Below are 20,004 nucleotides of genomic sequence, written 5' to 3'. Positions count from 1 at the left end.
GCACCCGGGCGGACGATCAGTGCAGGGGTCGCAAGGCGGCGCGATCTAGACCGGTCTGTTAAGCTACCTCAATGCGGATCTTGGCGGCCCTGTTCCTGGGCACGGTGGCGGTAGCAACGGCTTGCGGCGCCGACGGCGGCGGCGTTGCCGCAAACAACAACGGTACAGGCGGGAGCGGCGCTGGCCCCGACGGTGCCGTGGGCGGCAGTGGCGGCGGTACCGGTGGCAGCACTCCGACCTGCATCATCGGCACGGGCCAGTGCAGCGGGCTCATCCCACAGATCTGTCAGATCGGTGGGATCTGGTCGAGCGGGGCGGAGTGCCCCTTCGCCTGCGCCAACGGTGCTTGCACCGGCACCTGCAAGCCGGCTTCCACCGAGTGCAAGTTCGGCAAGTCGCGCACCTGCGGAGCCAACGCCGAGTGGGAAGCGGGCATCGACTGTGAGTTTGGCTGCGAGAACGGGCTGTGTCGCACGGCGTGTCTCGCGGGTGAGTTCAACTGCTACGGCAACGAGGTCCGTCAATGTGATCCGGGACCGCCAGCCAAGTGGGTGGCGAAGGCCCCGGCCACCACCTGCAGCGCATCTGCGGGTACGAAGTGCGACGCGAAGACCGGGACTTGCATCACGGTCCCGACCGTCGGCGGCACCACGCCAACCGGCAAGTACTACCAGTACGCCACCTTCAAGACCGGTGAGACCGCATTCCTGGGTGGCTACGACGTCACGTCTTTCGGGGACTTCGTGTACGTCAATCGCAGCTCAGCGAACCTTGACGTATACAAGGTCACGCTGCTCGACACCGACGGTGATGGAGACCTCGAGCCCAACCAGCATCCCGACAACCCGGACAACCCGGGGCCCGTGGAGCAGCGCACGATCGAGCTGGTGATCACCTACACCAAGGCGGCAGACACGACGCCGCTCGGTCCGGCGAGCCAGTCGTCCCTGCACGCTCAGGGCGCCGACAAGATCTTCATGCTCGGGCCGACGCACAACGGGGCGATCTCCGAGTTCGTGTACGGCACCAAGAGCTCGACCATCGTGATTCAACCCACGGCCACGACGCCAGTGATGTCGTTCCTCGGCTTCGGGTACGGGGATGGCCAGTGGTACTCGGGGAACGAGAGCGCGCGGCGGGTCTATTCCTTCCACGCGCCGACCAAGAGCTGGGTCGCAGAGTTCGGCTACCCGAACCTGGCGGGCAGCCACATGGACGGGATGGAGGTCGTGATCTCGCCCAAGACCGGAGAGCAGTACGTCTACGTCTCCGATATGACCTCGGACTTCATCGGCCAGTACCGCAACGACTCGGTCCAGGGCTGGGTTCAAGAGAACCTGTTCGAGTACAACGACGCGACCTCGTCGGCCATCGAGGGCTTCGGCTTCGGCACCCTGAACCACTTCTGGGGCAGCTCGGGCACCTTCGTGTACGAGCTCGGCGGTGGCGACATCCAGAAGGACCTCGAGCCGTGCGAGAACGGCAAGCCCGCCTGCGGTGACAACCTGCCGGCGTGCCCGTCCGGACACTTCTGCCAGGCCGGCTGCTGCAAGAAGAACGTACGCTAGTTGCGGCTCGCTCACCTCGGTCCGGCCGGCACCTTCGGCGAAAGTGCTGCGGTTGCTTGGGCGCCGAACGCGGAGCTGCTTGCGCTGGCCAGTCACGCACGCGTCGCCGATGCGGTTCAGCGCGGCGAAGCCGACGCCGGCGTGCTGGCGATCGAAAATAGCCTCGAAGGCGCGGTGAACGAGACTCTGGATCTCCTGATCCACGACACCGAGCTGAGCATCGCCGCCGAGATCGTGGTGTCGGTGGAGCACTGTTTGCTCGGCCAAGCCGGCGCCGTCACGACGGCCGTGAACGTCGTGTACTCCCACCCCCAGGCGCTGGCGCAGTGCCGCAAGTACCTGGAGCGCGAGCTACCTGATGCGCGGCTCGAGGCATCGCTGTCGACCGTGGCGGGTGTCGAGCGCGCGCTCGGTGAAGAAGGCGCGCTCGCCATCGGCTCCGCGCGGGCCGCGGAGCGCCTCGGGGCAGAGATCTTGGCGCGGGGCATCCAGGATCGCGGCGACAACGTGACCCGCTTCGTGGTCGTCGCCCATGCGGACAGCGCGCCGACGGGCCGCGACAAAACCTCGCTGGCGTTCAAGACCGCCCACGATCAGCCCGGGACGCTGGTCGAGGTGCTCGGTGAGCTCTCTCGTCGCGACGTGAACCTGACGAAGATCGAGTCGAGACCGTCGCGAGACGCACTCGGCGTCTACGTATTTTTGGTCGACCTCGAAGGGCACCGCCTCGACGCGGCAGTGTCCGCGGCCATCGCAGGCGTCCGCGGCAAGACCAGCTGGCTCAAGATCTTCGGCTCGTACCCGCGCGGCTAGCTCTTGGCTTCGATGCGCGTCTCGAGCTGGCGTGCGAGGCGGTGAAAATCGCTGCCAATGCGCAGGTAGCGCACGCCGGTCTGCATCGTGTCCGCTTCGACCAGATCGCCGAACGGCACGTAGTGCAGGTCCAGCTGACCGCTCACGCTCACCATGTGGCCGTCGAGGCCCTCATCCACCAGCGCGCGGTATGCGCCGACGCCGAGCTGACTGCCGAGCATCACGTCGAAGGCGTGGGGCGCCGCGCAGCGCGACTCGTAGCCGAGCTGCACGCCGGTCAGCTTCATTTCTCGGCCGGTCCGCGCCTTGAAGCGTTTGCTGGCGAGCTCCGCCACCAGCTTGCCGATGTCGATGCGCCCGAGTGAGACGTGCCCGTGGTCGTCGCGGGGAACGCCGGACAGGTAACTCTGCGGCAAGATCTCTGCTAGCCCCTCCGCGAGCACGATGGTGCCGTAGTGTTTGCCACGTTTTTCCCGGGTCATGACCAGGTCCACGATGCGGTCACACAAAGCATCCAGATTGAGCCGGACTCCGCGCTGGACCGCGCCGGAGGCATCTAGCGTCTCCTCTTCGACCGCGAGCGCGCCCACTATGTCTTCCATGCCGATCACCATGTGCGCCTCGCCCGCGATGGCGACGCCGTAGGCGAGCCAACCGGTCTTCCGGCCCATGGTCTCGACCACGAAGTAACTCTTGGTGGCCATGGCGTCGGCGCGGAGGTTGAGCAACTCCTTGCCCATGAAGTCGACGGCGGTGAAAAATCCGAACGTGAAATCGATGCCGCGATAGTCGTTGTCGATGGTCTTCGGAACGTGCACCACGCGCACCCGTGGCGCGTCCGGAGCCAGCCCCTTCTGGTACTCGTACAGGAAGTTGGCGCTCTTCAGCGTGTCGTCTCCGCCAATCGAGACCAGCGCGTCGATGCCGAGGTCGGTGAGAGCCCGATGGACCCGCCCCAAGGGGGCGTTCTTCTTCGGGTCGGTGAGATCTTGGCGCGAGCGAACGGCCTTGCCCGGGTTCGCGCGCGACGTACCGACCAAGATGCCTCGGGCATTTCTCAAACCCCTCAGGTGATGATCCTGGAACACGAAGTAGTCGGTGCCCTCGACCAGCGGTCGTGTCGCCGGGTCGTACTCGTGCAGGCTGGCGTAGCCGTTCATGAAACCAACCACCTCGCGGCCGTTGCGGCGAAACGCCATCGTCGCCGCCGAGATCACGGCGTTGGCGCCGGGGGCTGGCCCGCCGGCGAACACGATTCCAACGCGACGAATGGGGGACTCGGTGACGCTCATGTTGTTCCTTTGTCGGGCACGCAGCCGCGGTAAGCCGCTGCTTCTAGCGGGATCTAGTCCGAAGCGCGAGCGCCGACCGCGAGGCGCGCTGCGTCAGCCCACTCCTCGACGCGGTGTCATGTCGCGGCACGCTAGCATGCGCCGGGTCAGTCTGCGGGACCGCCCAGTGTCGCCCGCGCGGTCAGAGCAGCGTAAGGCTGCACTCTTCGAGCATGGCGTTGTCTTCGACCTTGCCCTCGGCAACGACGTGGGCGTTGTCTTTCAGCTCGGGAGGCAGTGTCGTCGCCTTGCAAAAGACGAAGGGTAACGTCTGATCGGGCTTGTCCGTCAGCGGCACGAGGTTGCCCTCGGCGGCGTGCGCGATGGCGTGGATCCGCGCGCGGCGAACGTTCATGGTGTGCCGCGTACGAAAGCAGGCGGAGCGACCTGCCCACAAGCGCAAAGTTCACGGCATCATTTGGCCGCCCCCAGCGCCTCAGACAGCTCGCTCGCGTCGCGCTGCCGATAACCACCAAACCGTCCGGCTGCGAAGGGCTCGAGCGCTGCCTGCGCCTCGGCTCGCCTCCCCAATCGAACCAAGCACAGCGCGCGGTTGTAGCGCGCTTCGAGGGTGAAACGGCCACGCGGTGCCGCGGCGAGATAGGCGTCCCAAGCAGCGACGGCGCCCGCGGCATCGTTGTCCACGAAGTGACGACGATGCGCCACTCGATAGAGATTGTCTGCCGGGTCCGGGGTCGCTCGCTCGCTCGGAGCCGCTCGTGCCGGCGAGCTCCGCTCCGGTTTCGCCGCCATCGCTGCGCGGGATGGCTTCGCTGCGCGGGACGGGTCTTCGGTGGGGTCACCGTCGTCATTCACCGCGACTGCGGGTCCGACTACCGGTGCCGCCGCCAGGCGAGCGAGCGAAGTTCGCCATGTCGTGCTGCGCGCGAGCTCACCCGAAACCGGCGGGGTCGTGAGCCCGACGGCGATCGACGCTTGTTGCCAGCTCGACGGCAGGCGCCCGCTGGCGGTGCCCCACGCGGTCGAGCCCACGAGCACAGCGGCAATCGGCAACAAGAACGCCAGCCGCGTGCCTCGACGCCGCGCGCGCTTGTGCACGGAGGCCATGACTCGGGCGCGGGTGAAGCGCGCAGCGTCGGTGCCCGTGCTCGCCTCGTGCCGAAGCGCGCGAGTTGCCGCGAGGAGAATGTCTTCGTTCATCGGACCCCCTCTCTCTCGAGCAAGGCACGTAACTTCTTGCGAGCATGGAAGAGGCGGGTGCGCACCGTGCCCTCTGGCACTCCGACGATGCGCGCGACCTGGCCCGACGATCGCTCCTCGACGTCGCACAATACGAATGCCACGCGCTGGTCCAGCGGCAGTGTGTCCAATGCACGAGTGAGCGCGGCGGCCAGCTCGCGGCGCCGGAGCTCGCGCTCGGGATCCGGGCTCGATGGCCGAGGCTCGACCGCGAGTCTCTCGAGTGCTGCCCGCCTGCGCGCCGCCGAGCGCACGAAATGTCGCGCGTGGTTGACGGCGATGGAGATCAGAAAGGTGCGAAGTGACGACTCGCGACGAAAGCTGCAAATCGCGCGGGGCAAGCAGACAAAGACCTCGTGGACCAGATCCTCGGCACTCGCGGGCTCGCCGACGAGGCGTGTTGCGAACGCGCGCACGGCCTCGTGGTGCTCGTCGTACAGCTGGCCGATGGCGGACGGCTCCCCGCGCGCGAGCCGCTCGAGCAGCTCCGCGTCCTTTTCCTCTCCGACCGCCGAGTAGGAGAGTGAGAGGTCGAGGTTCGACAGCGTCATCGGGAACGACTGATTGGTGCCCGGTACCCGGACAACTGTTCAATCGGGGGAACAAACCTAGCAATTGACACCGGTTAGAACAACGACACCCCGGCGACGCCGTAGGCTCGAACCTGTTGATTCCGCCCGTGGGAGTCGACGTCGTGGCTCACTCCGCCGCCGACGAACGCCCCCGCGGGCCCCAGACCCTCCGCACCGATCACGACCCGGGCGGCGCTCAGGTGGCGATCTGGATCCGCGTCCGTGTCGTCGAAGTCGGTCAGGTAACGATAGAGCGCGTCCAGCTCCACGTAGCTGCCCTGCGTGATGCGGACATGGCCACCGAGCGCGAACGCGGCCGCCACACCGTCGCCGCCGTCATGCCCCGCACCGACCAGCGTGAAGATTGGCCCGTTGAGGTATTTCACCGCAGCGTTTGCGACCACCAGCGTGTCGGCCCAGGCGACCGCCTGAGTCCGCCCGTTCTTGACGACGTTCACGACGCCGAGTGGAACACCGTCGACGCGGTCCGAAATGTTGACCACCCCAAGCTGCGAACCGCGCACGTCACCGCCGATGTTGACGAGTCCGACTTGCGCGCCGCGCACATTGCCACCGATGTTGACGAGGGCGAGCTGACCGCCATCGATGTCTCCGCGCGCGAAGCTCAGGCCTCCGGCTAGCTGAGCGCCTTTGACTGGGCCCTCGGCCCAGCTCACGGCTCCGCCGACCTGGGCGCCCCGCACGCGCGCGGCTTTGCCGACCACGCCCGCACCCTGAAAACCATCCACGTCACCGCGCCGCAGGGCCGCGATACCGCTGAGCTCGGCGCCGCGCAGCGCCCCGCCACCCTGGGACAAGATCCCGGAGCCAAAGGCCCCGACTGCATCCCCGTCGATCCGAGACCAGAGGCCGGCCACGCCGACACCCTCGGCCACGCCGTCGACCCGCAGATGCCCGACGTTCAGCCCGAAGCCGGAGAGCGCGCCGATGCGGCCGTACGCCAGGCCGAGCTCCAGATCCAACGTGTAGCGCTCGCTGTCAGCGACGATCGACAGCGGATGAAACAGCGAGAGGTTCGCGGCCAGCGGTGGGCGGTGATGGGCGGCGGTCGGAGCCGCGGCCGTGGTGTCCGCCGTGGCGCTCGGCGCCGCTGCGGTCGGCCTTGGGGGTGGCGCCGCGGCCAGCGGCAGCTTCGGCGCCGAAGTTTCGTCCGTGGCGGGCGTCGCCTGTGTCTGTGCTTGCGATCGTTTCAGCTCGGCGAGCAACGCCGCCGCCTCGTCGCGAGCGAGGTTCCCCGCGAGCAGCGCGATCACCTCGACGCGCGAGGCCGTCTCGCGCGGGAGCTCGACCTCGCGTTCGATACGTTCGCCGTCTCCGCGCGTGAAGGTCACCCTCACGCGCGCGCCGAGCACACGGACCGACAGCGAGCCCGATGCGTCGCCCTCCGACAGCGCCTGCACACCCAGCTCTTTGGCGACGGCGGCGCGAACTTCTTCCGGCGAGAGACCCGAGGTTCCGACATCGACGCTCACGACCAGAGCTCGTCGCTCCTCGGCGATCGTAGGGGCTTTTTCTTCGGCAAACGCCGGCGCAGCGAGCCAGCAGGGCAGCGCGACCAGGATCGTCGCCAGTGTCTTCATCGGAGCTCGGTTCCCGCTGAACGCCGCGGCGTTCAAATTCCCTACCCGGAAACGGCACGTATAACGCACCCAGGTGGCGACAGGCAGACCGCTCTGGCTGATGGGTGGTGACCAGCGCGAGCCGATCAGGGTGCGCCGGCAGGCCGCGCCGAACCCCGACTCCGTCTCCGACGCGACCACGGCCACGCGCACTCTTCCGTCAGCATCGACCCGAGCTCTAACGACCGCCTGTCCGCTCACGCCGCGTCGCCGCGCATCCTCGGGGTACTCCCGAGCCAAGCTCGCGGCGAGGGCAGGCGGACCAGGTCTTCGCGCGAGATCCTTCAGCGCCACGGGCGCCGGAGGCAGTGGCGCCGGACGGGGCGCGAGCGGTTTCACTGCGGGTTGGGTGGGTGCCGCGCGCGGCAGTGCGTCCGGACGCGGATCACCCGTGCTCGAACCGTCACCAGCGGGTGCCGCGAACGTCGAGCCGGGCCCTTCGCTAGTGAGCGTCGTGCCGCTCAGCTCTCGAGCGGGCGACGACTCGGGTTCGCTCGCTGTTTTGTTTGGCTGGGGGTCGGTTCGAGCACGGTGCACGGGTTTCGGCGGTTTGGGTTTCGGCACCTCTTGTGTGATCGGTTCCGTGTCGGGCGGGCGCGGCGCTCGAGGTAACGTGACGAACTGAACGTGAGCGGTCGAGCTGGTTTGAGTGTCCAGTGGTTCGGGCATGAGCCGCATCGCGCCAACGTGGAGCAGCGCACTGCCGAGGAGCGCAGCGGCCGTAAAGCGGCCGCGGACGAGCTCAGCGAACATCGGTGAGGTCACCGGGATCGACGTTGATCGCGAACTGAGTGATCCCCTCGCTCCGCAGCAGATCGATCACTCCGACCACCGTGCGGTGGGCGAGCGAACCATCCGCGGCGACGACTGCACGCAGATCGGGTGTCAGTCGGCGTCGCTCCCGGAGGCTCCGGCGCATCTCGGGCCGTGTGATCGCGCGGCCGTCGAGGTAGAGCGTCCCTCGCGCATCGAGCGTGATCGAGAGCGGGCTCGTGCTTGCCTCGCCGGTCTCCGCCTTGGGCAAGTCCACGGGAATGGTGCGCGCCACCAGGTACGAGGCCGTCACCATCAAGATGACCAGGAGCACCAAGACCACGTCCACCAGCGGCGTGACGTTGATCCCGGTGATCATGTCGTCGTGTGTGTCTTCGACGGCGGCCACCGCTCAGCCTCCGCTCTCTTGTATGACCGAGCGCTCCTTCAGAAACGCCACCACCTCGCGCGACAGCGCGTCCGCGCGTGCCAGGCGGGTCTTGATCAGGCGCTGGAAGAGGTTGAAGCTGGCAACGGCAGGGAGCGCCACGATCAGCCCGAAGGCCGTGGCGATCAACGCCTCGCCGATCTCCGCCATCAGACCCGCAGACACCTGGCCACCTCCGGCGCCCAGAGCGTGAAACGCCCGAACTATTCCGATGACGGTGCCCAACAGCCCGACGAACGGAGCGTTGTTGCCCAGGGTTCCCAGGAACACGAGGCGGCGCTCCAGATCGAGCTTCACGAGGGTGCTCTCCTTGGCGATACGCTCCTCGGCTGCCTGCGCGGTCGCGCTGCTGAGCGCCGCGCCGGCGATGCGAGCTTCGAAGCTGGGAGATTCCTCCAATCGATGACGTGCCTGCTCCGTGTCGCCCCGGGACAAGAGCGCCACCAGTTCGCGCGCAAGTCGCGGTAGGTCGTCCCGCGCGGCGGCGAAGTACACGGCCCGCTCGATCACCACGGCCAGCCCCGCCACGCTCAGCGCCAGCAAGAACCACAAGACCCAGCTGGCCCCGACTTGGCCGAGCCCGTTCAGTGCACGCACGATGTCCATGTCAATCTCCTGCTCTGCTTCAGTCGCCGAGGCACAGGGTGCGAGCCGACCAGTCGACCCCGCCGCGCCCATCTCGGACTACGAAATAGAACCGCACGCGCTCTCCGCCGGCGGCCGTCGGCGCGCGCCAGGGCACACTCGCCTCGAGCTCGTTGCTGTCCCCCTCGATGATCGACAGCGCGCGCGACAAGCGGCCTCGCGTCGAAAAATGCGACACGGATAGGGCTTCGTGCTTCGGCGAGAGACCGGTCGAATCGGCGGTGGCATCGCGATCCATTGCGTCCAGCACGAGCCTCAGCGTGGCCTGCTCGCCGCCCGCGATCGAAGGCGCCGAAGCTCCGGGGATGCAGCTGCCCTGAGCCAGCTCACCCGGGGTTGCCTCGGGCCATGGTTTCCCGTCGAGGGTCATCGGCGCGTCTGCCAGCGTCGGATTGTCGTTCTCTCGGCCATCGGCGGCGATGGTCAGCTCGAACAACACTCGTGCGCGTTCACCGCACCCGCTGTCGCTTGCGAGCGCGCCCTTGCACACGAGCCCCTGCACCAACAGTCGCTCACCCACCACGCCGGGCACGTCGAAGTCGAACCGCGGAGCCTCCGGCGACAGCGCGAAGGCCTCGGCGCTCGCAAATACCTCACCCGCGCACTCCGGCAGTCCGCGTGAGCCAGCGGTCCCGGGGCAAACCTCGAAGCGCCAGCCGAGCTGCGGTTCGGGCTCGGGGTCGACCACGAGCCACTCGAGCGACACGGAATCCCCCGGGCGCGGCCAAGCCCGGCGAGAGTCGCCATTGACGCTGACGCGGGCTCCGAGCACCCGCAAGCGGTCGATGTCCTGAGGGTACGCGAGCGGGTCGTCGCAGCCGAGCAGGCACAGCCCAAGCGTGACGGTCAGCAGGGTTCTCACAGCTCACCTCGCAGGCCGATGTTCGGCAGGATCGGCAACCCATTCACCGCTTCGTGACGTGAGTAGTCGTAGCTGTAGCGAGTGCTCTCCTCGTTCTTGGCGTTGTAGGCGTTGAGCAGCTCCACGTAAGCAGCGAGCGTGACGGGAGCGACCCGCCACTCCTTCTCCACGCGCAGATCGAGCTGATGGAATGCGGGTCTGCGTTCGCTGTTCAGTGGGCCGTATACGGGTCGATACTGACCGACGCGCGCGTCATAGCTGGCGTCCACCACCGGAGTCGCCGGGTCGCCGCTCACCCAGCGGAAGCGGCCGCCGACTGACCAGCCCGAACCGAGTTGCTCGCTCGCAACGGCGGACAGCACGTGGGTCTGGTCGTGATCGAACAGTCGCCAGCGGGTAGCTTGCCCGCGGCGCTCGCTGCGTGTGAGTGAGTAGGCGGCGTATACGAAGGTTCGGGGCGACGGCCGGAGCTCGAGCGACAGCTCCCCGCCGAAGATGCGTCCGCTCCCGGTGTTCTCGAAATGAGGCGCTGCGTCGCCGGGCGTGCCAACGATGTCGTCGTAGATGTACTTGTAGTAACCCGCGACATCGAGCTTCACGCCGTGCCCGAGGGCCTGCTCTACACCGACACTGGTGTGGAGCGCGTGGTAGGGCTCGAGCGCGGGATTGCCGAGCTTCGGCAGCGCGTAATACCAGACCGCCGGCTGGGTGAAGAGTCCGACTCCGCCTTTCAGTGTCGTCGTCTCGCCCAGCGCGAGACGTGACGACAGCCGCGGGTCCATCGAACCGCGCCCCAGGTTTCCATACCAGTCGATGCGCGCCCCAGGGACCAGCGTCACACGCCGGTCGGGCCGCAGCGTGAGCTCGAGCCAGATTGCCGGCTGTACGAGCTCTACCTCGTCGCGAATGCTGAGGGAGTCGCTGAGCGCCAGGCCTTCGTTTGCGCTTGGGTCGCCCTCTGGCGAGGGCGGGCGCGGGCCGCGGTAACGTCCGTCCGCCAGCTCGAGCTCGGCGTCGATCCCAAACGCGAGCTCCGCGCTCCGGTCGAGCACGAGCTTCTGGTCGACGCGCCCGAGCAACTGCAGCGACTCGAGGTTCTGTCTCAGGGGACCGACCCGTTGGGCGCGGGTGAGCGTGCCCAAGGTGAGTGAGATGCGCTGTGACCACTCACTCGACGGGCTGCTCTCGAGCGTGGCGTTGACCCGATGGAACGCCAGAACCCCCTCGATCTCTCCGCGCAATCCCGGGTCTTCGAGCACCGGCTTCGAGAACAAGAGCTGAATGCCGTCCCGGCTCCCGTACGCCATCAGCCTCAGGCGGTGCTCGGCGCCCAGGCGCAGCCGACCGATGGCCTGGTAGTCGTAATAGATCGGAGCAGCCACCACGGAGTAGGCCCCTTCAGGGACCAACTCTCGGAAGAAGAAATCGATGTTGCTGCGGCGCGCTCCGACGGCGACGCTCGCGTCGTTGCCGAGCGGTGCCTCGACGAGCGCGGCGCTGTCGAGCAGCGAGAGCTCGAGCAGCGCGTGCACCCGGTCCGTGGCGGGCGCGCGGGTCCGCGCTTCGATGACCCCTCCGACCAGACGCCCGTAGCGCACCGAGAAATTGCTGGGTATGAGGTCGACGTGCTCGAGCAGCCGCGACGGGAAAAAACTGGTAGCGCTCGCGAAATGGTAGAGCAACGGGACGGGCGCGCCGTCGAGAAACACTACGCTCTCGTGCTGGCCCGCGCCGCGCAGAACTGGCGCGCCGCCCTCGAAGCTCGAGCTTCGCGCAACACCGGGTAGGATCTCGACCGCGCGCAGCGCGTCCCCGCGAGCGCCGGCGACCCGACGCAGATCTTCTGCAGCCACGCGGTGCCGCACTGGATCGCTGGGGATCGCTTCAACCTCGGCCGTGGCTCCGTATTCGAGCTCCTCGCCCGGCTCGGTGTTCGTGTCGTCGGCCAGCGCGACTCGAGGTGTGAGCAGGCACAAAAAGATAGTCGATGCCACGAGACAATCGCGCACGCCGGTCTCCGGTTTGGCTCGGTCCAAGGGCCCGTCACGCCGCTGCAAGACGAGCGGAGGCGAGGGGCCAACCCGAGCGAAGGTTCGGGAGATAGTGCCCACTGCGCGGGGAACCGTTCACGGCGCTCGCGAAATCTCCAGGCGGGGGTAGAGTTGGCTCATGCGGCGTTCTGTCGGCGCGGCGTTGCTGGTGGTCGGAGTGATCGCTCTGGCGTCGGCGTGTGGCATCACCGAGGAGGGCGGGCTCCAGGTCATGGACGACGCAGGCATCGAGGGCAGTGCCGGCTCCGGCGGAAGCGTCAACAACGGCAGCTGTTTTCCGGGGTCGAAGGTCTGCCCGGACTCGCAAGGTCAGCTGAAGTGCATCGAGGCCAACACCCCAGCGACGGGTTGTTCGGACAGCACGGGCTGTAGCCCCTGTTCATTGCCTTACGCGTCGGCGATGTGCGCCACGACCGGGGAGTGCGCCATCGATCAGTGCAACCCGGGTTGGCAAGACTGCAATCTCGACCCCAGCGACGGCTGTGAGACGAACGTCGACGGGGATCCCACGCACTGTGGAACCTGTGCGGTCGACTGCAAGGCCACCAAGGGCCAGAACTGGATCTGCGAAGCCGGAGGCTGCATCGTCAATTACTGCGATCCCGATTCCCTCCTCGACTGCGACAAGGACAAGAGCAACGGCTGCGAGGTCGACGGCAACACCGACGTCGCCAACTGCAAGTTCTGCGGTAACGCCTGCAGCCTGGCCCACGCGACGAACGAGTGCTCGGGTCAGGTCTGCAAGATCAAGGCCTGTGATGCAGGCTGGGCCAACTGCGACGGGAATGAAACAAACGGCTGTGAGACCAACACCGCGTCGGACCCGGGTAACTGCGGGGCGTGTGGCACGCAGTGCAACTCGACCAACGGCGTGCCCGGCTGCAACGCCGGGAAGTGCGCCATCGTCTGCAGCGCACCATACGGGAACTGCGACAACAACCTGACCAATGGCTGTGAGACCAACACGTCGTCCAGCCCGGGTCACTGCGGTGGCTGCGGTAAGGGGTGCGCGCTCACGCAGGCCAATCCAGCGTGCAGCAACGGCGCGTGCACCATCGCGTCGTGCAAAGCTGGCTTCGGCAATTGCGACGGAAACGTCGGGAACGGCTGCGAGACGAACCTCAACTCCGACCCGAAGCACTGCGGAGCATGCCCGACTGCATGCTCGGCACCGGCGAACGCGGCTGCGACCTGCGGCACCGCCAAGTGCGGCTTCACGTGCAACCAAAGCTTCTCGACCTGCGGTTCCGGCACGACCTGCTTCGACACCCAGAAGGACGCGAATCACTGCGGAGCTTGCAAGGTGTGCCCGGGGCCGGCGAGTGGGGCCGGAACGCCCGCGTGCAGCGGAGGCAATTGCACTGTCGCCTGCAAGGCTGGTTTCAGCAAGTGCGGCAACGACTGCTTCGACCTGAAGGTCGAGGCGAATCACTGCGGCTCTTGCACCAAGGTTTGTGCGGCCCCGACGGGAGGCACGACGAGCTGTGCCGCGAGCGCCTGCCAGTCCGCCTGCCCAGCGTCGTCGACGCTGTGCGGAGCTGCTTGCGTCAACACCCAGACGAGCAACGGCAATTGCGGGGGGTGCGGCAAGAGTTGCACCGGTGGCATGGCATGCTCGGGGGGCAACTGCAGTTGCCCGTCCGGCAAGATGGACTGCGGCAACGGCGTCTGCGTGGCGTGCTGCGGCAACGGAGATTGTCCCGGCAATGACAAATGCTGCAGCGGGGTGTGCAAAGGGAGCTGCTGACGACCGCCTCAGTTGGATTCGAAGAATCTTTCGTCCCCAAGTAGGGTTCGGCCCAATGTCACGTCGAACCCCTTGAAAGAAGGAGTGACGATGAAACGGATGCTCAAGGTTTTCGCGGGGTTCGCTGCAGTTCTCGGGATCGCGTTGGCCGGCAGCGTGGCCGTCGCGGCGCCCAAGGCCGGCGGCGCTGCAGCGAAAGCCGAACGCGCCGAGGCCCGGGACGGAAAAAAGGCCAAGGGAGAGCGAGGCAAACACAAGGGTCAGCGCTTCGCGAAGGCAGACAAGAATGGCGACGGCTACCTGACTCAGGCCGAAGTCGGCGACAAACGCTGGAAGCGCATCGGTGTGGCTGATGCCAACAAGGACTCGAAGGTCAGCAAGGCGGAGCTCGCGCAGGCGCGCAAAGACGGCAAGCTCGGCCGGCACGGCAAGGGCGGCAAACACAAGCGCGACAAGTCCTGACCTGCCCCGTGCAGGTGGAGCGTTCCAGTTCAGTTGGGGACGCTCCGCCGCTCAGCTGCTATGCTCGGCCGAATGAAAGCGCGACTAGCGCTGTGGGGCGGACTCACCTGTCTTGCGTGCACGTCCACCGGCGGTGGCGGCGGTGCAGGTGGGACGGGTGCCGGGAGCGGCGGCACTGCCTCCGGCGGAGTCGCCGGTGCAGCGGCCAGCGGCGGTCTGAGCAGTGGCGGCGCGGGCGGTGTGTTCGGCGGCAGCGGTGGTGGTCTGAACATCGACGCCGGTGGGGGTGATGCCGGCGGCGCGAAGACCGTCGTGAGCAGCCTCGAGCTCGAACGGGTCTGGTACATCGCGTCTCAGGGCGCAAACTCCCTGGTGGACTTCCGCCAGACGCCACCGAAGGTCACCTGTGGCGCACCCGTGGGTGAGTCGGACGGCTTCGAAGGCACCGGGGTGTTCACCGATCCCGTCACCAAGGAGCTGTTCTTTTATACCGACGGGCGCCGCGTGTTCCACGGGACCACGCACCAGCTCTTGGCGAACGGCGACGCGCTCTCCGGAGACTCGAGCTCGACCGAGGCCGCGCTGATCGCGCCCAAGTTCGGCAGCAACAACCAGCAGTTTTACATCTTCACCAACTCGACCAACGTCGCCTCTCCGGGCACCATTTCTTACTCCGTCATGGATCTCGCGGCGGGGCCCAGCGGCACGGTGACGACCAAGAACACGCCGCTGGTCACCGGCAACGTCGGCGAGGCGCTCGACGTCCTCCCGCACGAGAACGGCAAATCGTTCTGGGTGCTCGCTTACGACGGCGCGGCCAATATCCAGGCCTTCGAGGTGGCCGAGACGGGGGTCTCCGCTACCGCGGTCAAGTCACCCAGCGGGCTCACTGGTGTGGTCAAGCGAGGCGCCATCAACCACTCGCTCGACTACGACACGCTGGTCTTGGCCATGAACTTCGGCGGTGCCAACGGCCTCATCGCCACCGCGAGCTTCGACCGAAAGACGGGCATGGTCTCGAATGTCGCGCAGCTCTTGACGGGTGATGTCGGGTACCACGCGTCATTTTCCCCGGACGCCACCAAGCTGTATTTCGTGCGAGGCTCCGAGGGCTGGTATGGCAAGGCCTATCAGTACGACATCACGACCTCGACGGAGACGCTGTTCGGCGGAACGATCATGGCTGCAGCCCGGCTTGCACCCGACGGCAAGGTCTACTGGGCGAGCAACGGCAGCAAATACCTGGGGGTCGTCTCCCAGCCGGATCAACCCGGTGCCGCCGCCGGCTTTCAAGAACAGGGACTGTCGCTCGAAGGCTGCACCTCTGGCTTCGGGCTGCCCAACCAGACTGCGTCGTATTTGGACTATCTGCCGCCGGTCCCCAAGTAGGTTCATTGGCTCAACCAGCGAACGGCGAGCTGAACCTCCTGCCGCCAACCGCCCTGGTATTCGAGCTCGTAGCCGTTCCAGTTCAACTTCGGGTCGTCCGAGGTCAGCTGAATGGTCTCGTCCTTGTCACCCGAGCGCAGGCGAAGTGTCGCCCGCATCATGCCCGAGCCGTCCATCAATCGCTTCTCGACCAGCTCCACCACCTCGATGTCGAGCGTGCGAAACTTCGCCTTCCCCGCCTCTGCGGGCAGGACGAGCTTCGCGCTTGTTGGTGCAGCTGCAGCCGGCGTATGCGGCGCGGCAGAGGGTTCGGTAAAACCCTGCTCGGTGACCGCCGGCGCTGCGACAGAGCGTCCGTCCGGTGCTGGCTCGACGCCATTGGGCGACGCATGAGACGGGGTCGTGGTTCCCTCCTTTGCACAGGCCGCGGTGAGCGCGCCGGCGGTGGAGAGGGTCAGGCAGACGAGAAAGCATGAGAGTCGACCGCGCATCTTCCCAGCATCGCACGCCGCCGCGCAGTCATCGACCGTGAAGTCTCGGAGCCCCGGGTCGCCCGACGACAGGAGCGGGCTTGCCCCAGGGTTCGACCCGATCGCGGACAGCCCGTATGCTCGGTCACGTCATGACGCCCCGCCCCTTCTTTGCGTATCTGGCGCAACTCTCGAGCAGCTCTCCGCGAATGCTGGACGCCGGACTGCTCGGGCTGCGGCTTTGGTTTGGGCTGGTGCTCGCGAGCGTCCATGGACTTGGAAAAGTCACGGACCTCGCGAAGTTTACAGCGGGTGTCGCGACTCGCGGCGTTCCGCTGCCGTCGCTCTTGGGACCGGCTGCAGCGCTGAGTGAATTCGTGGGAGGGATTCTGCTCGCGCTCGGGCTGTTGACGCGCCCGTCAGCGTTGTTCGTGGCCGTCACCATGCTGGTGGCGGCGCTCCACATCCATGCGGCTGATCCGTTTGGAAAGAAGGAACTCGCCTGCTCCTACGCGGCAGCCGCGCTCGTCGTGCTCGTGGCTGGCCCGGGGCGCTGGAGTCTGGACCGGTGGCTGTTCGGTCCACGTTGAGTAGTCGTGGGCTCGATGTGTCGGTCTGGTTGAGCGGCAGGGGCGAGGGGAGGCTCCGGACTATCTGCGGCAGTGACCCTGGTCGCACTTGGGCTGGCACGCCCAGGCCGCACACTGTTGGGTGTGTTTGCAGCCGCGGTCGTGGAACTCTTTTGCGATGCGGCTCAGCGGCACCAGGCTCTGCTGGTTGAGCACCCCGCCACAGCCGCTCTTTCGGCCAACACCGCCCTGGTAACAGCCGCAGTCGGCGTCGGTCTTGCAGTCAGTCTTGCCTTCGTCGATCGCCTTTTCGTATTGGGCGGCGGAGACCACGCAGGGGTGGGTGATGGGGTCCGGCGTCGGATCCGACGGTCGCGCAGGGATCGGCAGTTTTGCGCCGCTGGTTGCCGTTTCGGTCGATGCAGTCGCGGGCGCCGCCGTCGCGGACGAGGGCGCCGCAGTCCCGGCGGGTCGTGCCGGGTTTTGGGTGTTGCAAGCGAGGGTCAGCGCACACACGACCAGGCTCGAACGGCCCAAGGTTGCCATCGCTGACATCACCCGCCGAGCATGCCACGGAACGGTGCAGCCCGCGCACTCGCGAAATTCAGCTATCGTTGGGGCATGCGAATCGGAGCGGCGGGGTTCTTCGCACTCGTTCTTGCGCTGGCGGCCTGTGCCTCCAGCACCCCAGAGGCCAAGGACTGCACACCGGGCACGTCCGTGGCCTGCACGTGCACCAGCGGGAAGACCGGAGCTCAGTCGTGCTCGGACAACGGCAGCAGCTACGGACCGTGTGAGTGCACGGGCAGCGGCGGCAGCGGTGGCAGCGTGGGTGGAGGCGCCGGCTGGCCGGGGACGGGCTCTGCAGCGGGCAGCGGAGGCAGTTCGACCGGAGGCAACGCCGGCAGCGGGACGGGCGGCGGCGACGTGTGCGCCGGCCATTGCGGCAACGGCACCAAGGACTGCGGTGAGACCAGCACGGACTGCGGCGGCGGCGAGTGTGGCGCCTGTGTGTACACCCAAGCAGACTGCATCCAGTCGGCGAACAACGGCTCCGAGGTCTGCGACGACGAGGCCTGGCAGGTCGCGACGCCAGGCAAACCCATGGTGCTCGTGTGCATCAACGACAACGGCGGCGTGACGTACGTCTCGAGCAACACCGGGCCGAAGATGAGTGATGGCGTCGAGCGTTGCCAGGGTTGGGAGACCAACGGCCAGAACGCCTGGGACTACCTGCAGTACATCTCCAAGATCACCTGCGACTCGCTGCAGAAACAGATCGACGTCGACCTCTCGACCTACGTCGGTACGGTGCTGCACATTGGCACCCACGACAATCCAGCCGGAGGCGGGCACAACACACCCAGCTGTCTGGCGTGGAAGAAGTGACGCGGTTCGCCCTCCCCGGTCTGTCTAGAGATAGCTGCCGCTGAGCACCAACGCCTCCGCCCCGCTCAGCGTGAACTTCTCCCCCGCAACGAGGTTTTTCGACTTGAGTTTCGTGCCGGTCATGGGATCGATCACGTCGAAGCTCATCGCCTGTCGCGGTGCCATGAGCACGTGGTTCTTGATGCCAATCGGGAATACGAAGAACTGCTTGGCTTTGACGCTTCCGTAGGCGCGGACCGCGCCGCTCGTCGGGTTCTGGAGATCGGGCCACATGGTGTCGGGGAGGGCCACACCGCCCTCCTCCGCGTAGACCACGAAGGGCGAGTCCGCCCAGTTGGCGTTCTTGCGGGTCCAAGACGCCAGATCCGCTGGCACGAAGTCGGTCAGCTGTCCGAACGCGTCGGCGCCGGCCATCTGCCACAGGTCTTCGTCGCCGCGCACGCCGGCCTTGCTGTGGAAGACGTAGAGCGGGAGCCGCGAAACGTAGGTCGTGATGGCCGCGGCGACCAGCTTGACCGGGTCATTCTCGGACGCAACGGACGCGCCGGGGCCAATCGGCTCATTGTTGCTGCCGACCGGCAGCGCCGGTGAACAGTTCTCGTGCTCCCACGGCTGCCGCACCGGACGCCACGCGCCTTCGATCTGGCTCAGATCGCGGTCGAAGTGAATGGTCGCGAGATCCGCGACGCTACCTGAGTAGACTTGGTTCTTGCTCGCGCAGTCTTGACCAGCGGGCGCGGAAGCCGCCACCAAGACATCGGTCTTGTCGTTCATGTACTGAGACAGCGCGCGCAGCTCCGTGATGCCGCTGTCACCGGCGAAGCCGTTTTGCCAAGCTTCGTTCGCGATCTCGAAGTGGATGATCTTCTGCTCGCGACCCTTTGACATGGCCAGGAACTGATCGACGAGCGCGTAGCGCTCTGCCGTGGTCGGCACACTGACCTGTCCGTCCCCGATCAACGTCCACTCGACTCTCAGGCCGTACTTGTCGAAACAAAGGTCGGTGAGCCCTGCGATTACCTGTTCGTAGTCCGGCCACGTGTGGACGATCTCTCGTCCATCCCAGTAGTCGGCCGCGTTTGCATCTCCGACCACGCCGAGCGCGCGGATGTACTGAAAGCCGTGCTTGGACAGGTAGTCCAAGTTCTGTTCCAGCCGCGCGAGGTCGTTCTTGTAGCCCCATGCCGCCCACATGAGGGTGGCGCCGAGCGCGTTGAAGGGGCCTTGGTCGTCCATCAGCGAGCTGCCCGCGAGGCTCACTTTGCCCGTGCGTTTGCCGCTCACGCCGCCGCCGGTTCCGCCCGTCGAGCCGCCCGCGCCCGACGACCCGCCGCTGCCGCCCGCACCCGAGGACCCGCCGCTGCCGCTCGTCCCGCAGCCTGTGCATGGTCCAAAGCTCTTTCCGTCGGCAGCGCAGGCTTGTGTGCCTTGGCTGCCGTTCTTGCACGCGCAGCTCACCGACTTGCCGGGTGTGCACGGGCCCGCGTCGTCGTCGCTGGAACAAGCCGCGATCAACGCCCAGCAAGCGAGGACCAGCGTCCCCAGTACTGGCGCAAGCGACCCCCGCCCCTTCCGAGCTACTTCCCGCCGACGCATGCTGATGAAGATATCACGTCGGCGATCGGGCTCGCTGCGTCGCGGCTTCAGTGCCATCTTTGCGCTGGTCCGATGCGAGGGAGCGGGTGTCCGGCAGCGTAAGCAGAGGATTCGCGCATCCCACGCGCCACGCCGGCCACGAACGCAGATCGCGTGCACGATTGGCGCGGGAGAATTCACGCCCCGCGGGTTGCTTTGGGTCAGCGTCAGCCCAAGCTTGATGAGTCTGATCGCACCAATGGAGGGGTCCATGGCAACACTGGCAATTCACACCACACTCGACCTACTCACGGCGACGGTCGCCGACCTGGAAGCACGGGTCGTCGATCTCAAGAAAGTAGCCAACACGTTGGCTGAAGCATCGGCGCTCGATCCCCCGTACCGCGACGTCGCGAGCGCCACGCCCCGACCTCGTGTGCTCGACATGAGCGGCGGCCCGGTGGCGGACTCGCAGGACTGAGTTGCTCGACGGCGTGGCGGGCGACTCGTTCGAGCGCTC

Annotated in this window: 20 protein-coding genes; 8 read left to right on the top strand and 12 right to left on the bottom strand. The window is 66.8% G+C overall.

Features of this window, described 5'->3' with window-relative positions; all coding sequences use genetic code 11:
* The first annotated feature begins 71 nt into the window (after positions 1–71).
* Both IPI67_31665 and pheA read left to right on the top strand, forming a co-directional pair.
* The gene (locus IPI67_31665; protein ID MBK7584733.1) at positions 72–1,568 is read left to right on the top strand and encodes a hypothetical protein; all 1,497 of its coding nucleotides are present in this window, start codon (positions 72–74) and stop codon (positions 1,566–1,568) included.
* Positions 1,569–2,381, top strand: a complete 813-nt coding sequence (pheA, locus tag IPI67_31660) for a prephenate dehydratase (GenBank protein MBK7584732.1) — start codon at positions 1,569–1,571, stop codon at positions 2,379–2,381. It abuts the gene before it with no gap.
* On the opposite strand, the gene IPI67_31655 is transcribed toward pheA, so the two are convergent.
* The 9 genes from IPI67_31655 to IPI67_31615 all read right to left on the bottom strand — a co-directional run bounded on the left by IPI67_31655 (position 2,378) and on the right by IPI67_31615 (position 11,841).
* Positions 2,378–3,673, bottom strand: coding sequence for a 6-phosphofructokinase (locus IPI67_31655; protein MBK7584731.1), 1,296 nt, complete (start codon positions 3,671–3,673; stop codon positions 2,378–2,380). The genes pheA and IPI67_31655 overlap by 4 nt on opposite strands.
* Positions 3,674–3,854: 181 nt before the next feature.
* Complete coding sequence (locus IPI67_31650; GenBank protein ID MBK7584730.1) at positions 3,855–4,067, bottom strand: hypothetical protein; 213 nt, start codon at positions 4,065–4,067, stop codon at positions 3,855–3,857.
* Positions 4,068–4,126: 59 nt separating this feature from the next.
* The gene (locus IPI67_31645; GenBank protein ID MBK7584729.1) at positions 4,127–4,873 is read right to left on the bottom strand and encodes a hypothetical protein; all 747 of its coding nucleotides are present in this window, start codon (positions 4,871–4,873) and stop codon (positions 4,127–4,129) included.
* Positions 4,870–5,463: an RNA polymerase sigma factor gene (locus tag IPI67_31640; GenBank protein MBK7584728.1), complete on the bottom strand. Its 594-nt coding sequence runs from the start codon at positions 5,461–5,463 to the stop codon at positions 4,870–4,872. Before IPI67_31640 ends, IPI67_31645 begins: the two co-directional genes overlap by 4 nt.
* Before the next feature lie 74 nt (positions 5,464–5,537).
* Positions 5,538–7,877, bottom strand: a complete 2,340-nt coding sequence (locus IPI67_31635) for a TonB family protein (protein MBK7584727.1) — start codon at positions 7,875–7,877, stop codon at positions 5,538–5,540.
* Positions 7,867–8,286: a biopolymer transporter ExbD gene (locus IPI67_31630; protein MBK7584726.1), complete on the bottom strand. Its 420-nt coding sequence runs from the start codon at positions 8,284–8,286 to the stop codon at positions 7,867–7,869. Before IPI67_31630 ends, IPI67_31635 begins: the two co-directional genes overlap by 11 nt.
* A gap of 3 nt (positions 8,287–8,289) precedes the next feature.
* A complete protein-coding gene (locus tag IPI67_31625) occupies positions 8,290–8,931 on the bottom strand; it encodes a MotA/TolQ/ExbB proton channel family protein (protein ID MBK7584725.1) in 642 nt (213 codons plus the stop codon).
* 19 nt (positions 8,932–8,950) lie between these two features.
* Entirely contained in the window at positions 8,951–9,832 is an 882-nt protein-coding gene (locus IPI67_31620; protein MBK7584724.1) for a hypothetical protein, read from the bottom strand.
* Positions 9,829–11,841, bottom strand: a complete 2,013-nt coding sequence (locus tag IPI67_31615) for a TonB-dependent receptor (GenBank protein ID MBK7584723.1) — start codon at positions 11,839–11,841, stop codon at positions 9,829–9,831. Before IPI67_31615 ends, IPI67_31620 begins: the two co-directional genes overlap by 4 nt.
* Positions 11,842–12,001: 160 nt before the next feature.
* Here IPI67_31615 and IPI67_31610 point away from each other — a divergent pair, with 160 nt between their 5' ends.
* The 3 genes from IPI67_31610 to IPI67_31600 all read left to right on the top strand — a co-directional run bounded on the left by IPI67_31610 (position 12,002) and on the right by IPI67_31600 (position 15,481).
* A complete protein-coding gene (locus IPI67_31610; GenBank protein MBK7584722.1) occupies positions 12,002–13,630 on the top strand; it encodes a hypothetical protein in 1,629 nt (542 codons plus the stop codon).
* A 90-nt stretch (positions 13,631–13,720) separates the two neighbouring features.
* A complete protein-coding gene (locus tag IPI67_31605; protein MBK7584721.1) occupies positions 13,721–14,092 on the top strand; it encodes a hypothetical protein in 372 nt (123 codons plus the stop codon).
* A gap of 72 nt (positions 14,093–14,164) precedes the next feature.
* Positions 14,165–15,481: a hypothetical protein gene (locus IPI67_31600; protein MBK7584720.1), complete on the top strand. Its 1,317-nt coding sequence runs from the start codon at positions 14,165–14,167 to the stop codon at positions 15,479–15,481.
* A 2-nt stretch (positions 15,482–15,483) separates the two neighbouring features.
* On the opposite strand, the gene IPI67_31595 is transcribed toward IPI67_31600, so the two are convergent.
* Entirely contained in the window at positions 15,484–15,972 is a 489-nt protein-coding gene (locus IPI67_31595; protein MBK7584719.1) for a hypothetical protein, read from the bottom strand.
* Positions 15,973–16,160: 188 nt separating this feature from the next.
* On the opposite strand from IPI67_31595, the gene IPI67_31590 reads away from it, so the two are divergent.
* A complete protein-coding gene (locus IPI67_31590; GenBank protein MBK7584718.1) occupies positions 16,161–16,541 on the top strand; it encodes a DoxX family protein in 381 nt (126 codons plus the stop codon).
* 60 nt (positions 16,542–16,601) lie between these two features.
* Here IPI67_31590 and IPI67_31585 read toward each other — a convergent pair whose 3' ends face one another.
* Positions 16,602–17,066, bottom strand: a complete 465-nt coding sequence (locus tag IPI67_31585; GenBank protein ID MBK7584717.1) for a hypothetical protein — start codon at positions 17,064–17,066, stop codon at positions 16,602–16,604.
* A 75-nt stretch (positions 17,067–17,141) separates the two neighbouring features.
* Here IPI67_31585 and IPI67_31580 point away from each other — a divergent pair, with 75 nt between their 5' ends.
* Positions 17,142–17,909, top strand: a complete 768-nt coding sequence (locus tag IPI67_31580) for a hypothetical protein (protein ID MBK7584716.1) — start codon at positions 17,142–17,144, stop codon at positions 17,907–17,909.
* A 24-nt stretch (positions 17,910–17,933) separates the two neighbouring features.
* Here the strand turns inward: IPI67_31580 and IPI67_31575 are convergent, their stop codons facing one another.
* On the bottom strand, positions 17,934–19,505 hold the full coding sequence (locus IPI67_31575) for a hypothetical protein (protein ID MBK7584715.1): 1,572 nt from the start codon (positions 19,503–19,505) through the stop codon (positions 17,934–17,936).
* 250 nt (positions 19,506–19,755) lie between these two features.
* Here IPI67_31575 and IPI67_31570 point away from each other — a divergent pair, with 250 nt between their 5' ends.
* Positions 19,756–19,965, top strand: coding sequence for a hypothetical protein (locus IPI67_31570; protein MBK7584714.1), 210 nt, complete (start codon positions 19,756–19,758; stop codon positions 19,963–19,965).
* Positions 19,966–20,004: the final 39 nt, after the last annotated feature.

The organism is Myxococcales bacterium (assembly GCA_016706225.1).
GTDB lineage: Bacteria > Myxococcota_A > Polyangia > Polyangiales > Polyangiaceae > JADJKB01.
The sequence above is the reverse complement of the archived record's forward strand: the minus strand, read 5'-3'. Positions and strand labels throughout refer to the sequence as shown.

Bases quoted from the DNA above. Each gene is read 5' to 3' on its own strand.
- IPI67_31605 (MBK7584721.1), top strand. From the start codon at position 13,721: ATGAAACGGATGCTCAAGGTTTTCGCGGGGTTCGCTGCAGTTCTCGGG.
- IPI67_31655 (MBK7584731.1), bottom strand. From the start codon at position 3,673: ATGAGCGTCACCGAGTCCCCCATTCGTCGCGTTGGAATCGTGTTCGCC.
- IPI67_31580 (MBK7584716.1), top strand. From the start codon at position 17,142: ATGCGAATCGGAGCGGCGGGGTTCTTCGCACTCGTTCTTGCGCTGGCG.
- IPI67_31600 (MBK7584720.1), top strand. From the start codon at position 14,165: ATGAAAGCGCGACTAGCGCTGTGGGGCGGACTCACCTGTCTTGCGTGC.
- IPI67_31625 (MBK7584725.1), bottom strand. From the start codon at position 8,931: ATGGACATCGTGCGTGCACTGAACGGGCTCGGCCAAGTCGGGGCCAGC.
- IPI67_31665 (MBK7584733.1), top strand. From the start codon at position 72: ATGCGGATCTTGGCGGCCCTGTTCCTGGGCACGGTGGCGGTAGCAACG.
- IPI67_31645 (MBK7584729.1), bottom strand. From the start codon at position 4,873: ATGAACGAAGACATTCTCCTCGCGGCAACTCGCGCGCTTCGGCACGAG.
- IPI67_31570 (MBK7584714.1), top strand. From the start codon at position 19,756: ATGGCAACACTGGCAATTCACACCACACTCGACCTACTCACGGCGACG.
- IPI67_31590 (MBK7584718.1), top strand. From the start codon at position 16,161: ATGCTGGACGCCGGACTGCTCGGGCTGCGGCTTTGGTTTGGGCTGGTG.
- IPI67_31635 (MBK7584727.1), bottom strand. From the start codon at position 7,877: ATGTTCGCTGAGCTCGTCCGCGGCCGCTTTACGGCCGCTGCGCTCCTC.
- IPI67_31595 (MBK7584719.1), bottom strand. From the start codon at position 15,972: ATGCGCGGTCGACTCTCATGCTTTCTCGTCTGCCTGACCCTCTCCACC.
- IPI67_31585 (MBK7584717.1), bottom strand. From the start codon at position 17,066: ATGGCAACCTTGGGCCGTTCGAGCCTGGTCGTGTGTGCGCTGACCCTC.
- IPI67_31610 (MBK7584722.1), top strand. From the start codon at position 12,002: ATGCGGCGTTCTGTCGGCGCGGCGTTGCTGGTGGTCGGAGTGATCGCT.
- IPI67_31650 (MBK7584730.1), bottom strand. From the start codon at position 4,067: ATGAACGTTCGCCGCGCGCGGATCCACGCCATCGCGCACGCCGCCGAG.
- IPI67_31575 (MBK7584715.1), bottom strand. From the start codon at position 19,505: ATGCGTCGGCGGGAAGTAGCTCGGAAGGGGCGGGGGTCGCTTGCGCCA.
- IPI67_31640 (MBK7584728.1), bottom strand. From the start codon at position 5,463: ATGACGCTGTCGAACCTCGACCTCTCACTCTCCTACTCGGCGGTCGGA.